The sequence below is a fragment of the Lentzea flaviverrucosa genome, assembly GCF_003350445.1.
Lineage (GTDB): Bacteria > Actinomycetota > Actinomycetes > Mycobacteriales > Pseudonocardiaceae > Lentzea > Lentzea californiensis.
Window position 1 is genome coordinate 87,419 of sequence record NZ_QQAU01000007.1, and the last position, 14,413, is coordinate 101,831.

Genomic DNA, 14,413 nt, shown 5'->3' on the forward strand with positions numbered 1-14,413 from the left:
CCCCAGCGCAAAGCCTCGTCAGCCCCTACTCCACCGTGCACTTCACGCCGTTGAACGAGAACGCGGCCGGTGCGGCCGGACGGCCGCGGGAGTCGCCGTTGAAACCGAACTGCACCGACTTGCCCGCCGTGACCTGCCGGTTGTAGCTCGTGTTCGCGGCGCTGACGACCGACCCGTACTGCCTGGCGGACGCGTCCCACATGTCGCGGACGCTCTCCCCGTTCGAGAAGGCCCACAGCAGCGACCAGCCGTTCACCGCCGCGGTACCGGTGTTGCGCACGGTCACGCCGGCCTGGAACCCGCCCTGCCACTGGCCGGTGATCCGGTAGGAGACGGCGCAGGCCTTCGCCGGAGGTGGCGCGGTCGTGGTGGTCGGAGGCGGTGGTGGCGGCGCGGGAGTCGTGGTCGTCGTGGTGAGGACGGGCTTGGAGGTGTCGGAACCCTCGCAGGGTGGACCCCACAGCCCTCGCTTGGCCGCGGACGCCTCGTCCCGGGCGTTGATCAGCGGCCCGCTCTCGACGCCCTCGGGCTTCAGGGCGCCCTGCTGCACGGCGAGCACCGCGTAGTCGGTGCCGTTCTCCAGTTCCAGGTCGACCACGCCGATCTCCAGCCCGGTGAACCGGACGGAGCTCGCCAGCAGCGTCGACCTGGCGAACGAGAGCGAGGCCTCCGCGAAGCACTCCTTCGGTTCCGCCAGTGACGCGACGCGGACCCTCGTGCCGTCGGCGAACTCGACGGTCCGCGCGTCGATCACGTCCCGCACGACGGTGAGCACGTCCTGCGGCGGCACCACCTCGTTGACCAGCGTCGGTGGTTTCAGCGGGGACTGCGGCGACGGCGACGGTGCCGCGGGTTCCGCCGAGCACGCGCCCGTGAACAGCAACAACATCACCAGCAGGTGCTTGCGCGCCACCGTCACTCCCGACCATCTCCCCGACAGGCTGTCTCCTGTGGACGACAGCACTCACCCAGCTGCTGGAATGTCGGTTGAGCTGATCACCGCGTTACGTCCGCGTCAGACGGTTCTGCCAGGTGGCGCGGAGCAGAACACCCGCGGCGTCCCCCAGGTGTTGGCGGCGTCACGGCCGGTGCGCACGTCCAGCAACGTCAGCCGGTCGACGTCCGAGATGTCGACCTCGACGTGCTGGGGTGCGTCGGCGGTGCTCGCCTGCCGGGTGGTGGCGTCCTTCTCGTCGGCCCTGATCACGAACTGACCGACCCCGTCCGCCTGGGACGACGCCGCGTCCTTGCCGATCCACACCGACAGGCGGGTGCACCTGCCCGCGGTGGACCAGGTGCGGAAGTTGGCCGGCTGGGCCACCGGCGAGACGGCCGAACCGCGGATGCGGCGGGAGAACGGCTCCTCGCCCACCCCGATGCTGATCGAGGGCACGGTCTCGTGGCCATCACCGGACTCGACCGCCTGGTAGGCGGTGAGGTCGTACCAGCCCTCGGCGGGCGGCGGAGGCGCGGCCGGTGACGTGGTGAGGACGGTGGCCGCGGGCCCGTCGGCGCTCAACACCCCGCTGACGAGCAAGGATGTCCCGATGACCAGCCCGATGACCACGGCGGCCGCGCCCGCGATCCACCGCTTGGGTTTGTGACCTGCGCCACCAGTCGTCATGCCCGGCTTCGTCTGAGACGCGAGCCTCTTCGTCACAGGGTCAGCTCCCGTTGAGCCACAGGCCGATCCAGGCGACGACGAGCAGGAACGCCACCATGCCGGCGAAGTGCCACGGCGCCAGGTCGAGGCTCTTGCGCACGCCACCGCTGTCGGACGGCGCCGGGAGCGGCCGGTGCTGCTCGATCGCCTCCCGGATGCGGGACTGCACCCGGCTGCCCCGCAACGAACTGGCCGCGGAGAAGGCTCCGACGGCGACGTTGATTCGCTCCCCCGAGGTCGTGACGAGGACGACCTCCCGCGTCGCCTCGACCGACTCCAGCTCCACCCACGGCACCCAGAACCTGCGGAACCAGTTTACGACCAGCACACCCGACTCGTGGACCTCCACCACCGAGTGCGCGCCGACCATCCACATGAACCACGTGAGCGGCGCCATGATCGCGATGAACTCCAGCTGGTGCCCGAACCCGTTGCCGGGGAACGGGTTGAGCAGCACGTACGTGCTCGTGCCGAGCGCGCCCAGCGTCACGACCCAGCTGAAGGTGCTGTCGAACTTCCTGCGCAGCACCACTGCCGCCCTGCCCCGAGTCATGCGCACACCCTAGTGGCGTGACTCGGAAGGTCGGCTGGGCGATTCACGCTCAGCAGGGCGCCTCGCGGCACCGCTCTGACCGCGAGTTCGCCCGGCAACCTTCCGAGCCACACCACTGGATCCGCGCTCAGCGGACCAGTTGCCCGAACACAGGAGGCTCCTCGGCCGCCAGGTCGTCCGGCAGCCGCAAGCCCTGCCGCCGCGGCACCAGTTCCGACTGCAGCACGATCGCCGCGGCGCCGATCGCGGGTGCCGACGCCGCCGAGGGCGACAGCCGCACGGAGATCGGGTGGGCGTCGCGCGCGATGAACGCGCTGTCGAGCTCGGCGCGCAGCACGGGCAGGTAGACCGAGCCCGCGATCGCGAAGCTCGGGCCGGTCAGCACCAGCACCTCGAGGTCCAGCACGTTCGCCAGCGTGCGCGCCGCCGCCGCGAAGTACCGGGCGGACCGTTCGAGCAACGCGACCGCACGGGTGTTGCCCTGCCGGGCCGCCCTGCTGATCGCCGCGAAGTCCGCCGCGACCGGCGTGGCCGCACGGGTGCGGCCACCGACGAGGCCCGCCGCGCGGCTCAGTGCCCGGTCGGCCCGCGCCTGCTCCACGACCGCGGCGGGACCGGCCAGCACCTCCAGGCACCCGCGCGCGCCGCACCGGCACCACGGACCGTCGATGTCGAGGCAGGTGTGGCCGATCTCGCCGGTGTGACCGCTCGGGCCCCGGTAGGTGGCGCCGCCGAGCACGACGCCCGCGCCGACGCCCGTTCCCATGAACAGCGCGGCGAACGTCGACGTCGCGCCGACGCCACCGGACCAGTGCTCGCCGATCGCCGCCGCGGTCGCGTCGTTGTCCAGGACCACCGGCAGGCCCGTCGCCCGCTCGAGCGCACGGCCGAACTCGCGGTGCTCCGACGGGCGTGCCGCCACGAGTCCCAGCCCGAGGATTCGACCGCGTTCGACACCGACGCTGTCGATCACGGCGTCGACCTCGCGAGCCACCCTGGCGACCACGGCCGACGGCTCGTCGGCACCCGCGCCCGCGCGCGAGATCCTCGCGACGACCGCTCCGCCGAGGTTCGTCAGCACGTAGGTGATCCGCGCGTCGTCGAGGTGCACGCCGACGGCGTACCGCGCGAAGTGGTTGAGCTGCAACATGACCCGGCGCTTGCCGCCGGTCGACTCGGCGTGCCCGGTCTCGGCCACCAGCCCCTCGTCGATCAGGCCGCGCACGACGGTGGAGATCGTCCCGCCGGTCAGGCCGGTGGCGTTGACCAGGCCGACGCGGCTGATCATGCCCGCCGCCCTGACCAGGTCCAGCACGGCTGCCCTGGTGCTGGCGTGGGTCACCCGCGCCGGTCCGCTCACAGCACTCCTCCGTCGAACGGCGAACTTGTCCATCGACAACCTCGGAACCAGTAAAGCATCCCGAGGCGTTGACTTTCTTTGTTTAGTAACTGAAGAATCCTCGCCGCGAACCACCCAGCCTCGGGAGGATCAACGATGTTCCTGCACAAGCGGCTCTGCGCGTTCGGTCTCACGGTCCTCGTCGCGGCCACCGCTGCCTGCTCCGGCTCCACCGGCGCGAGCCGGTCCCGCGACACGCTCGTCGTCTACACCGGCCAGGCCGGCGACTTCCAGCTGAACTTCAACCCGTACGCCCCCACCCAGATCGAGGGGCCCGGCACGATCTACGAACCGCTGTTCTTCTTCAACATCGCGAAGGACGGACCGCCGAAGCCCATGCTCGGCACCGAGTTCGGGTGGAACGCGGACGGCACCGAGTTGTCCGTCACCCTGAGAGACGGCGTGACCTGGTCCGACGGCGAGAAGTTCACCGCCGAGGACGTCAAGTTCACGCTCGACATGGTCGCCAAGACCCCGGCCGTCAACAAGACCGGCTTCAAGGGCACGACGACCGCGGTCGACGACACGCACGTGGTCGTCAAGTTCCCCGAACCGTCCTACATGGACGGACCTCAGGTGCTGGGCCAGCTGTGGATCATGCCCGAGCACGTGTGGAAGAACTACCCCACACCCGCGACCGAGGTGAACGCGAGCCCGGTCGGCACCGGCCCGTTCCAGCTCGGCGAGTTCAAGGCGCAGTCGTTCACCCTCAGGTCGAACCCCAAGTACTGGGGCGGCGAGCCGGCGGTGAAACAGGTCCGCTACCTGTCGCTGTCGGGCAACCAGGCGGGTGTCGACGCGCTCAAGGCCGGTTCGATCGACTGGCAGACCGGCCCGATCCCGGACATCAAGGACGTCGAGAAGAACTACCCCGGGTACAAGGCGGTCACGCTGCCGCTCAACCAGGTCGCGCTGTTCACGTGCTCCAACGCGCAGCTCGGCTGCCAGGGGGCGCAGACCGACCCGGCCGTGCGCCGCGCGATCTACCACGGGATGAACCGCACCCAGATCAACTCGCTGGCCTTCCAGAACACCGGCAGTGAGATGTCCCCCGGCTACACGCTGCAGCCGCGCGACTCGGCTTTGCTGTCGAGCAAGCTCACCGACCGCATGGCGCCGATGAACGCCGACGTCGCCAAGGCCACCGAGCTGCTCACGTCCGCCGGCTACGTCAAGGGTGCGGACGGCGTCTTCGCCAAGGACGGCAAACCGCTGGCGCTGACCGTGAAGGTGGTCGCCGGCTGGACCGACTACATCACCGCGCTGGAGACCCTGAGCCAGCAGCTGCTCCAGATCGGCGTCAAGATCACGCCGCAGCAGCTGTCGTGGAACGAGTGGGCCGACGCGCGCGGCCGCGGCCAGTTCGAGCTGCTGATCGACTCGGTGGAGCAGGGTCCGGCGCCGGACCCGTACTACACCTACAGCTACTTCTTCTCGACCGCGACCACCGCACCGGTCGGGCAGGCGGCCAACCCGAACTTCTCCCGGTTCAGCAACCCGGTCGTGGACGCGGCGCTGGCCGAGCTCAAGAAGACCGACCGCGGCAACCCCGCGCGGCAGTCGCACTACGACACCATCCAGGTCGAGCTCGAGAAGTCCATGCCGTACATCCCGGTGCTGACCGGCGGCGTGCCGAACGAGTACAACGACAAGGCGTTCACCGGCTGGCCGACGAAGGACGACCTCTACGCGTTCCCCGCCGTGTGGAAGCGGCCGGACGCCTCGCAGGTGTACGCGAAGCTCAAGCCCGCAGGGTCCTGACGATGGGCTACCACCTGCGCAAGGTCGCCTTCTACCTGGCGGCGCTGTGGGCGGCGGTGACGCTGAACTTCGTCATCCCGCGGCTGCTGCCGGGCAACCCGGTGGACATCCTGATGGCCAAGCTCCAGCAGCGCGGCGGGTCCGTCGACCCCGCCGCGCGCCAGGCCTACGAGACGTTGCTCGGCACCGGCGGGCGCGACTCGTTCGCCCAGGAGTACCTGGCGTACCTGGGGAACCTGCTGCGCGGGGACCTCGGGGTGTCGGTCAGCGCGTTCCCGGCGAAGGTCTCCGACGTGATCGGCGACTCGCTGCCGTGGACGATCGTGCTGGTCGGGCTCGCGACCCTGATCTCGTTCGTGCTCGGGGTCGGGCTCGGCGCGCTCGTCGGCTGGAAGCGCGGCACCTGGCTCGACTCGCTGGTGCCCGCGACCACGATGCTGTCCGCGGTGCCGTACTTCTGGCTGGCGCTGATCCTGGTCGCGCTGCTGTCGTCGGGACTCGGCTGGTTCCCGCTCAACGGCGGCTACGACGTGGTCCTGGATCCCGGTTGGAGTCCGGAGTTCCTCGGTTCCGCGCTCTACCACGGCACGCTGCCCGCGTTGACGATCGTGCTCTCCTCGATCGGCGGCTGGCTGCTCGGCATGCGCAACATGATGGTGTCGGCCATGTCGGAGGACTACGTGCTCACGGCACGGGCCAAGGGCCTGACCGGCAGCCGGGTCATGGTCCGGTACGCGGCGCGCAACGCCGTGCTGCCCTCCGTCGCCGGGTTCGCGATCTCGCTCGGGTTCGTGGTGTCCGGGTCGATCGTCACCGAGCAGGTCTTCTCCTACCCCGGCATCGGCTCGAAGCTGCTGCAGGCCGTGCAGAACAACGACTACGCGCTCATGCAGGGGATCTTCCTGGTGATCACGATCGCGGTGCTCGGCGCGAACCTGGTCGTCGACCTGCTGTACGGGCTGATCGACGCCCGCACGAGGGATCGGAGCACGGCCTCATGACCTGGTCCGGAAAACTCCGCGCCGGCCTCGGCCTGGCCGGCCTGATCGTCCTCTTCGGACTCGTGGGTCCGCTGCTCACCGGTGATCCCGCCACGATCAGGGACATCGGGCTCACCCCACCCGGCGGCGAGCACCTCCTGGGCACCACGATCATCGGCCAGGACGTACTCGCCCAGCTCACGCACGCCACCCGCGGCTCGTTGTGGATCGGCGTGCTGGTCGGGGTCATGGCGACCGTCCTGTCCGCGATCTTCGGCATCGTCGGCGCGTACGCCGGTGGCGTCGTGGACGAGGCGTTCTCGTTGTTCTCCAACGTGATGCTGGTGATCCCCGGCCTGCCGCTGGTCATCGTCATCGCCGGGTTCGTGCCCGCCGACCAGCGCGGCACGTGGACGATCTCCCTGGTTCTCGCGATCACCGGGTGGGCGGCGGCCGCGCGGGTGCTGCGCGCGCAAACGTTGTCGTTGCGCAACCGGGACTACGTGGCCGCGGCTCGGGTGTCCGGCGAGAAAACGTGGCGGGTGATCTGCGTGGAGATCCTGCCGAACCTGTTGCCGATCCTCGCCTCCCAGTTCGTGTTCGCCGTCGTCCTCGCGATCCTGAGCGAGGCGGGCCTGTCGTTCCTCGGGCTGGGAGCGGCCGACTCCTCGACGCTCGGCACGATGCTCTACTACGCGCAGAACGGCTTCGCGCTGCAACGCGAGGCGTGGTGGTGGTTCGTCCCGCCGGGACTGGTCATCGCCCTGTTCGGCGGTGCGCTCTCCCTCGTCAACTTCAGCATCGACGAGATCATCAACCCCGCGCTGCGCGACCGGGTCCGGCGCCGGAGCGACGTCGTGGCCTCCACTCCCGTGGCGGAACCCGTGGACGAGGACGCGGTGCTGACGGTCAGCGACCTCACCGTCGTCTACCAGGGCGCCACACCCGTGCACGCCGTCAAGAACGTGTCGCTCACGTTGCGGCGCGGCGAGATCCTCGGACTCGCCGGTGAGTCCGGATGCGGCAAGACCACGCTCGCCTACGCGATCAACCGCCTGCACCGGCCGCCGGCCGAGGTCACCTCGGGGTCCGTCGTGTTCGACGGCGTCGACGTGCTGGCATTGGGCCCGCAGGAGCTGCGGGAGTTCCGGTGGGTCAGGCTGTCCATGGTCTTCCAGGGCGCCATGAACTCCCTGAACCCGGTCACCCCGATCCGTGCGCAACTGCTGGACGTCCTGCGCACGCACCGCCCGTCGATGTCCACTTCGGACCGCGAGGCGCGGTGCGCGGAGGTGCTCCGGCTCGTCGGCGTCGACCCGGCCAGGCTCGGCTCCTACCCGCACGAACTGTCCGGCGGCATGCGGCAACGCGTGATGATCGCCATGGCGCTGTTGCTCGAACCGCAGGTCATGATCATGGACGAGCCCACCACCGCTCTCGACGTGCTGGTGCAGCGCGAGATCCTCAACGAGATCAAGCGCCTGCGCGACGAGCTGCGGTTCGCGGTCGTGTTCATCACGCACGACCTGCCGCTGCTGCTGGAGCTGAGCGACCGGATCGCGGTGATGCGCGAGGGCGAGGTCGTCGAGTACGCGACGGCCGAGGAGATGTACCTGCGGCCGCAACATCCCTACACGCGGCAGCTGCTCGCGTCGTTCCCCAGCCTGACCGGCGAGCGAGGAGCCCTGATCCGATGACCACGCTCGAGGTCCGCGACCTCACCAAGACGTTCCACCGGCACCGCGCGGTCGACGGTGTCTCCTTCACTCTCACCCCGGGCCGGACCGTCGCGCTGGTCGGCGAGTCCGGGTCGGGCAAGTCGACGATCGCGAGGATGATCGCCCGGCTGGTCCGCCCCACCTCCGGCGAGATCACGCTGACCGGCCAGTCCGGCGAACCGGTGCCGCGGCGGGCGTACCGCGACCAGGTGCAGATGATCTTCCAGGACCCGTTCGCCTCGCTCAACCCGTTCCACACCGTCGAGCACCACCTCGCGCGGCCGCTGCTCCTGCACGGGCGCTCGCGCGCGGAGGTGCCCCACCTGCTGGAGCGCGTGAGCCTCACGCCGGACCTCGCCCGCCGCCGGCCGCACGAGCTGTCCGGCGGGCAGCGGCAACGGGTGGCGATCGCCCGCGCGCTCGCACCGGGCGCGAAGGTGATCATCGCCGACGAACCGGTGTCCATGCTGGACGTCTCGATCCGGCTGGGCGTGCTCAAGCTGCTCGACCGGCTGCAACGCGAGGAGGACCTCGCGGTCCTCTACATCACGCACGACCTGGCCACCGCCCGGCACTTCTCCGACGAGGTCCTGGTCATGCACAGGGGCCGCATCGTCGAACGAGGGCCTGGCGACGACGTGCTCCTGCGCCCGCAGGACCCCTACACCCGCCGGCTCGCCGCCGCCGCGCCGAACCCGGAAGCCCGTTTCCGACCAGGAGGACAGCCTTGATCCGCCAGTACCTGCACGACGGCTGGCAGCTGACCGCGGCCACGAACGAGGTGCCGGACAACGTCCGGGGCCGCACGGTGCCCGCCGCGGTACCCGGCAGCACCCACCTCGACCTGCTCGCGTCCGGGCTGATCACCGACCCGTTCCTCGACCGGGCGGAGGAGGAGCTCGCCTGGATGCACCGCGCGGACTGGCGCTACAGCACCACCTTCCTGGCTGCTACGGCCAGGCCGGGCCAGCGGGTCGACCTCGTGTTCGACGGCCTCGACACCATCGCCACCGTCGAGCTGAACGGGCACGTGGCCGGGCAGACGGCGAACATGCACCGCGGCTACCGGTTCGACGTCCGCGAGTTCCTGGTGGACGGTGGCAACGACCTGACGGTGTCGTTCTCGTCCGCGCTCGCGCACGCCGAGAAGGTCGAGGCCGCTCTCGGCAGCCGGGCGCACGTCAACGCGCACCCGTTCAACATGGTCCGCAAGATGGCGTGCAGCTTCGGCTGGGACTGGGGCCCGGACCTGCAGACCGCGGGCATCTGGCGGCCGGTGCGGCTGGAGCGCTGGCACACCGCCCGGCTCGCGCGGGTACGCCCGGTCGTCACCGTCACCGGCACGACCGGGCAGGTCGAGCTGCACGTGGACTTCGAGTGGGCCGTCCCGGAGGACCTGACGCTGCACATCGCCGTGGGCGGCGCCGAGCGCACGGTCACCGTCCCCGCCGGACAGGAGGGCCTGGTCGCGCGCGTCGACGTGCCCGACGTCGCGCTCTGGTGGCCGGTCGGGCACGGCGGACAGCCGCTGTACGACCTGGAAGTGGTGCTGCGGGGGAAGTCCGGCGTCCTGGACAGCACCTCGAAGCGGATCGGGTTCCGCACGATCGTCGTCGACACGGTCCCGGACGAGCACGGCACCCCGTTCACCGTCGTCGTGAACGACAGGCCGCTCTTCGTCAAGGGCGCCAACTGGATCCCCGACGACCACTTCCTCACCCGGATCACCCGCGAGCGGCTGGTGCGGCGGGTGGACCAGGCCGTGGCAGCGCACGTCAACCTGCTGCGGGTGTGGGGCGGCGGGATCTACGAGTCCGACGACTTCTACGACGTCTGCGACGAACGCGGTGTCCTGGTGTGGCAGGACTTCCCGCTCGCGTGCGCCGCGTACCCGGAGGAGGAGCCGATCCGCGGCGAGCTGGAGGCGGAGGCACGCGAGAACGTCACGCGCCTGATGTCGCACGCCTCGCTGGCGTTGTGGAACGGCGGCAACGAGAACCTCTGGGGGTTCGCCGACTGGGGCTGGCCGGAGCAGCTGGACGGCCGGACGTGGGGCCTCGGCCACTACGACGAGCTGCTGCCCCGCATCGTGGCCGAGCTGGACCCGACCCGGTTCTACTGCCCCAGCAGCCCGTACAGCCCGGTGGACGGCGTACACCCCAACGACGAGCACCACGGCACGCGCCACGACTGGCACGTCTGGAACGAGGCCGGCTACCAGCACTACCGCGACCACGTGCCGCGGTTCTGCTCGGAGTTCGGGTTCCAGGGCCCGCCGGCGTGGGCCACGCTCACCCGCTGGATCCACGACCGGCCGCTGTCCCCGGAGTCGCCGAGCTTCCTGGCGCACCAGAAGGCCGAGGACGGCAACGGGAAGCTCGCGCGCGGACTGGCGGGGCGCCTGCCCCTGCCGGAGCGGTTCGAGGACTGGCACTGGGCGACGCAGCTCAACCAGGCGCGGGCGGTGGGCTTCGGCATCGAGCACTTCCGCTCGTGGTGGCCGCGCACGGCCGGTGCGGTCGTGTGGCAGCTCAACGACTGCTGGCCGGTCACGTCGTGGGCGGCGATCGACAGCGAGGAACGGCTCAAGCCGCTGTGGTACGGCCTGCGGCACGCCTACGCGCCGCGGCTGCTCACCTTCCAGCCGCGTGACGGGAGGCGCGTGCTCGTCGCCGTCAACGACCACGACGAGCCGTGGGACGCGCACCTCACCCTCGACCGGCAGACGTTCCGGGGTGTCACGCTGCACCTGACTAGACTGCGCCGGACGGTGCCACCCCGCTCGGTCCTGGCCCTGGACCTGGAGGACGCGCTGCTGCAGCCCACGAACGACGACGCGGAGGTGATGGTGGCGACCACCGCCGAGGCCCGCGCCATCCTGCCGTTCCGGGAGGACGTCGAGCTCTCCTACGACCCGCATCCCCTTGCCGCGCAGGCAGAGGCCGTGCACGGCGGGTACGAGGTCGAGGTGCGGGCCGGCTCGTTCGCGCGGGACGTCGCCGTCCTGGCCGACCGGGTGGCGCCGGACGCGGTCGTGGACGACTCGCTCGTGCCGATGCTGGCCGGGGAGGTGCGCGTGTTCCACGTCCGCACGGACGCCGTAGTGGACCCGGCCGCGTTCACCGATCCGCTGGTCCTGCGCTGTGCCAACGACCTCCGCGCGGTGCCCGATGTCCGCTGAACCGACCGGTGCGGTGGGCCTGGTCCTCGCGAGGCCCGCACGCCTGCTCGGGGTCGAGCCGTTCTTCATGGAGTTCATCGCGGGCATCGAGGAACGGCTCGCCGAGCGCGACCTGTCCGTCCTGCTGCACGTCGTGGCGGACCACGAGGCCGAGATCGCCGCGTACCGCCGCTGGGCGAGCCGCGGCCTGGTCGACGCCGTCGTGGTGGTGAACCCGGTGGCGGGCGACCCGCGCCCGGCCGTGCTCGCGGAGATCGCGCTGCCCGCCGTGGTCGTCGGGGACGATCCCCGGCTGCCCTCGGTCCGCACCGACCACGCCGGGCCGGTCACCGAGGCGCTCGGGCACCTGCTCGACCTGGGGCACCGGCGGATCGCCAGGGTCACCGGCCCCTCGGCGTTGCTGCACACGCAGGCCCGCACGGACGCGCTGCTGGCCGGGTGCGCACGGGCGGGTGTCGACCCGGTGATCATCGAGGGCGACTACTCCGAGGAGGCGGGCGCCAAGCTCACCACCGCGCTCCTGACCGGGCCGGAGCCGCCCACGGCCATCCTCTACGACAACGACGTGATGGCCGTGGCCGGACTCGCCGCGGCCGCCGAGCTCGGTGTCGCGGTACCGGAGCGCCTCAGCCTGGTGGCCTGGGACGACTCGACGCTGTGCCGGCTCGCCTCCCCCGCCCTCACGACGATGAGCGTCGACGTCCACCAGTTCGGCGTGTCGGTGGCGGAGTCGGTGCTGGAGCGGATCGACGGCGGCCAGGTCACGCCGCGCTGGTCGCCGACCGCCCGCTACCTCCAGCGCGGCACGACGGCACCCGCGTCCACTTAGTACGGGTCGAGGGGCGCCACCCGGCGGGTTGCGGGCCTTGGCATGATGGCCGGGTGGCCACCGATGCCGATGCCCGGTCGATCGTCCTGCGCCGTTACTGGCAGCACGTCATCGAGTTCGCCCTCCTCGTCGTCGCCGCCGTCGTGAGCCTGGTCCTCGGCGTCCTGCTGTCGTTGCCGCTGATCAAGCTCGGCATGACGCCGGAGGTCTTCAAGGTGCTGCCGTTCGCGACGGTGGCGGTGGTGTCGTTGCTCGGGGTGCTGTGGATCGAGGTGTGGTACCCGCACCGGCACGGCGGTTCGACACCGGCGATGCGGTGGCTGGGCCTGAGGATCACCACGCTGCGCGGCGGCGAGCCCTCGTTGCGGGCCTACCTCGTGCGGTGGTTGCTGATGGCGGTGGACGGGTTGCTGCTGGGGCTGGTCGGCGCCGTGCTGATCGCCGTGACGCCCCGCAACCAGCGACTCGGCGACATGGTCGCCGGCACGGTCGTGGTGCGCCGCACCGTCACCTGAGCAGGCCGTTGCGCCACGCCCAGATCGCGATCTCGGTGCGGTTGCGCGCGCCGATCTTGTCGCCGGCGTTGGCCAGGTGCGACTTCACCGTCGACAGCGAGACGTTCAGGTGACCCGCGATCTCGGCGTTGGTCAGACCTCGTGCCACGGCCAGCACGGCGTCGAGCTCGCGGCCGGTCAGCGGGGTGCCTGCGTGTTCGCGCCCGTTGCCCGCGGTGAAGTGCGCGAGCAGCCGCACCGTCACGGCGGGCGACACCAGCGCCTCACCCCGCACCGCGGCGTGCACCGCCTCCACCAGCAACCGCGGCCGGGCGTCCTTGACCAGGAACCCGCAGGCCCCGGCGAGCAACGCGGCGTAGACGTTCGCGTCGACGTCGTAGGTGGTGACGACCAGCACCCGCAACGGGTCCTCGACGCCCGGTCCCGCCAGCAGCTCGGTGGCCCGCAGACCGTCCAGCTTCGGCATGCGGATGTCCATCAGCGTCACGTCGGGACGCAGCTGCCGCGCCATGCGCACCGCCGCCTCCCCGTCGGCGGCCTCGCTGATCACCTTGATGCCGGGCTCGGCGTCGAGGACCAGCCGGAAGCCGGTGCGCACGAGGGTCTGGTCGTCGGCGATCAGCACGCGGATCGTCATCAGATCCCCCTCGGCAGGCCGTCGAAGTCGTCCGGCACCCGTGCGGCCACCCGCCAGCCGCCGTCCCCGTGCGGGCCCGCGGTGAGCTCGCCGCCCACCGCGGCCATGCGCTCGGTCATGCCGATGATGCCGTGCCCGTGCTCGGCCGCGGCACCGGGCGGCACACCGTCGTTGTCGACCTCCAGCACCAGAAAACCCTCCTCGGACCGCGCCACGACCCGCACGAGGGTGGGACGCGCGTGGCGCCGGACGTTGGTCAGCGCCTCCAGCAACACCCGGTGCAGCGCGACGGAAACCTGTGGTGGCAACGGAAGCGACTCGACGTCGGCGGCCACGTGCACCGGCGCCTCCCCCGCCGCCGCGCGCACCACGTCACCGAGCGCGAGGCTCGGGGACGGCAGCGGTTCGTCGCTGCGCAGCACGCCGACCAGGCCGCGCGTGGCGGTCAGGGCCTCGGCCGCCGCGTGTTCGATATGGTCGTAGAGCTCGGCGGGGTCCTGGACGGGCGCCGCCGGGTTGGCGGCCAGCGCCTGGGCCGCGCGGGTCCGCACCACGATGCCGGTGACGTGGTGCGCCACCAGGTCGTGCAGGTCCCGCGCGAGCTGCAGCCGGTCCTCGTTGCGGACGCGTTCCAGCTCGCGGCGGTGCCGGGCGTCCGCGTCGCGCAGGATCAGGCCCAGCACCAGCGCGGCGCCCCAGGCCACCGCGGCGGCCACGGGGAACACCGAGTCGAGGCCGTAGCGCACGACGGGAGCGAGCACGACGGTGACGCAGGCGGCGATGGCGAGCACCGCCGCCCGCGCCGGAGGGAGCCGGCGGCAACCGGCGGCGGCCAGCAACAGCACCGCCAGCACCTCCGTCACCGGCGGCCGCACGGGAGCCCGTTCCACGAACTCCGCGACCGCCGTGCCCAGCAGCGACAGTCCCACGACCGCGCCCGCCAGCAGCTCGATCCGCCGGGGGAACCGGCGCCGCAGGACCGCGAGGATCGCGGCGGCCTCGCCCGCGTACGGCACGACCGTGGCGATCAGCGGGCCGAGCACACCCCGGGCACCGTCCCCGCGCACCGCCAGGACCGAGTCCACCACCACCGCCACGACCAGCGCTGCGACCTCGGCCACGAACACGCTCCGCCGCGCCGGCGTTCCCCCTGCGGTCATACCGGCATTCTGGCCCC

The 14,413-nt window shown here is 71.3% G+C and carries 13 protein-coding genes; 7 read left to right on the forward strand and 6 right to left on the reverse strand.

All coding sequences use genetic code 11. The annotated features are described in order from the left end of the window. Positions 1 to 25: 25 nt before the first annotated feature. From DFR72_RS22620 to DFR72_RS22635, 4 genes are all read right to left on the reverse strand, one after another. Positions 26 to 913 (reverse strand): cellulose binding domain-containing protein, encoded by an 888-nt coding sequence (locus tag DFR72_RS22620; RefSeq protein ID WP_143086674.1) that lies wholly within the window; start codon positions 911 to 913, stop codon positions 26 to 28. A 102-nt stretch (positions 914 to 1,015) separates the two neighbouring features. Beyond that, a complete protein-coding gene (locus DFR72_RS22625) occupies positions 1,016 to 1,624 on the reverse strand; it encodes an NPCBM/NEW2 domain-containing protein (protein WP_114773731.1) in 609 nt (202 codons plus the stop codon). 40 nt (positions 1,625 to 1,664) lie between these two features. Next, complete coding sequence (locus DFR72_RS22630) at positions 1,665 to 2,216, reverse strand: PH domain-containing protein (protein ID WP_114773732.1); 552 nt, start codon at positions 2,214 to 2,216, stop codon at positions 1,665 to 1,667. A gap of 127 nt (positions 2,217 to 2,343) precedes the next feature. Further along, positions 2,344 to 3,576 (reverse strand): ROK family protein, encoded by a 1,233-nt coding sequence (locus DFR72_RS22635; RefSeq protein WP_090064743.1) that lies wholly within the window; start codon positions 3,574 to 3,576, stop codon positions 2,344 to 2,346. A gap of 135 nt (positions 3,577 to 3,711) precedes the next feature. Here DFR72_RS22635 and DFR72_RS22640 point away from each other — a divergent pair, with 135 nt between their 5' ends. The 7 genes from DFR72_RS22640 to DFR72_RS22670 are packed head-to-tail and all read left to right on the forward strand — an operon-like array spanning position 3,712 to position 12,599. Beyond that, positions 3,712 to 5,376 (forward strand): ABC transporter substrate-binding protein, encoded by a 1,665-nt coding sequence (locus tag DFR72_RS22640; protein ID WP_090064744.1) that lies wholly within the window; start codon positions 3,712 to 3,714, stop codon positions 5,374 to 5,376. A 2-nt stretch (positions 5,377 to 5,378) separates the two neighbouring features. Next, a complete protein-coding gene (locus tag DFR72_RS22645; protein ID WP_090064745.1) occupies positions 5,379 to 6,377 on the forward strand; it encodes an ABC transporter permease in 999 nt (332 codons plus the stop codon). Further along, complete coding sequence (locus tag DFR72_RS22650) at positions 6,374 to 8,053, forward strand: dipeptide/oligopeptide/nickel ABC transporter permease/ATP-binding protein (RefSeq protein WP_090064746.1); 1,680 nt, start codon at positions 6,374 to 6,376, stop codon at positions 8,051 to 8,053. The genes DFR72_RS22645 and DFR72_RS22650 overlap by 4 nt, the downstream gene beginning before the upstream one ends. After that, positions 8,050 to 8,805, forward strand: coding sequence for an ABC transporter ATP-binding protein (locus DFR72_RS22655; RefSeq protein ID WP_090064747.1), 756 nt, complete (start codon positions 8,050 to 8,052; stop codon positions 8,803 to 8,805). The genes DFR72_RS22650 and DFR72_RS22655 overlap by 4 nt, the downstream gene beginning before the upstream one ends. Beyond that, positions 8,802 to 11,255: a glycoside hydrolase family 2 protein gene (locus tag DFR72_RS22660; RefSeq protein ID WP_090064748.1), complete on the forward strand. Its 2,454-nt coding sequence runs from the start codon at positions 8,802 to 8,804 to the stop codon at positions 11,253 to 11,255. The genes DFR72_RS22655 and DFR72_RS22660 overlap by 4 nt, the downstream gene beginning before the upstream one ends. Next, complete coding sequence (locus DFR72_RS22665) at positions 11,245 to 12,084, forward strand: LacI family DNA-binding transcriptional regulator (RefSeq protein WP_090064749.1); 840 nt, start codon at positions 11,245 to 11,247, stop codon at positions 12,082 to 12,084. Before DFR72_RS22660 ends, DFR72_RS22665 begins: the two co-directional genes overlap by 11 nt. 53 nt (positions 12,085 to 12,137) lie before the next feature. Beyond that, entirely contained in the window at positions 12,138 to 12,599 is a 462-nt protein-coding gene (locus DFR72_RS22670) for an RDD family protein (RefSeq protein WP_170176354.1), read from the forward strand. Here DFR72_RS22670 and DFR72_RS22675 read toward each other — a convergent pair. Further along, a complete protein-coding gene (locus DFR72_RS22675; protein WP_090064750.1) occupies positions 12,592 to 13,236 on the reverse strand; it encodes a response regulator in 645 nt (214 codons plus the stop codon). The genes DFR72_RS22670 and DFR72_RS22675 overlap by 8 nt on opposite strands. Next, entirely contained in the window at positions 13,236 to 14,396 is a 1,161-nt protein-coding gene (locus tag DFR72_RS22680) for a sensor histidine kinase (RefSeq protein ID WP_245983371.1), read from the reverse strand. The genes DFR72_RS22675 and DFR72_RS22680 overlap by 1 nt, the downstream gene beginning before the upstream one ends. Positions 14,397 to 14,413: the final 17 nt, after the last annotated feature.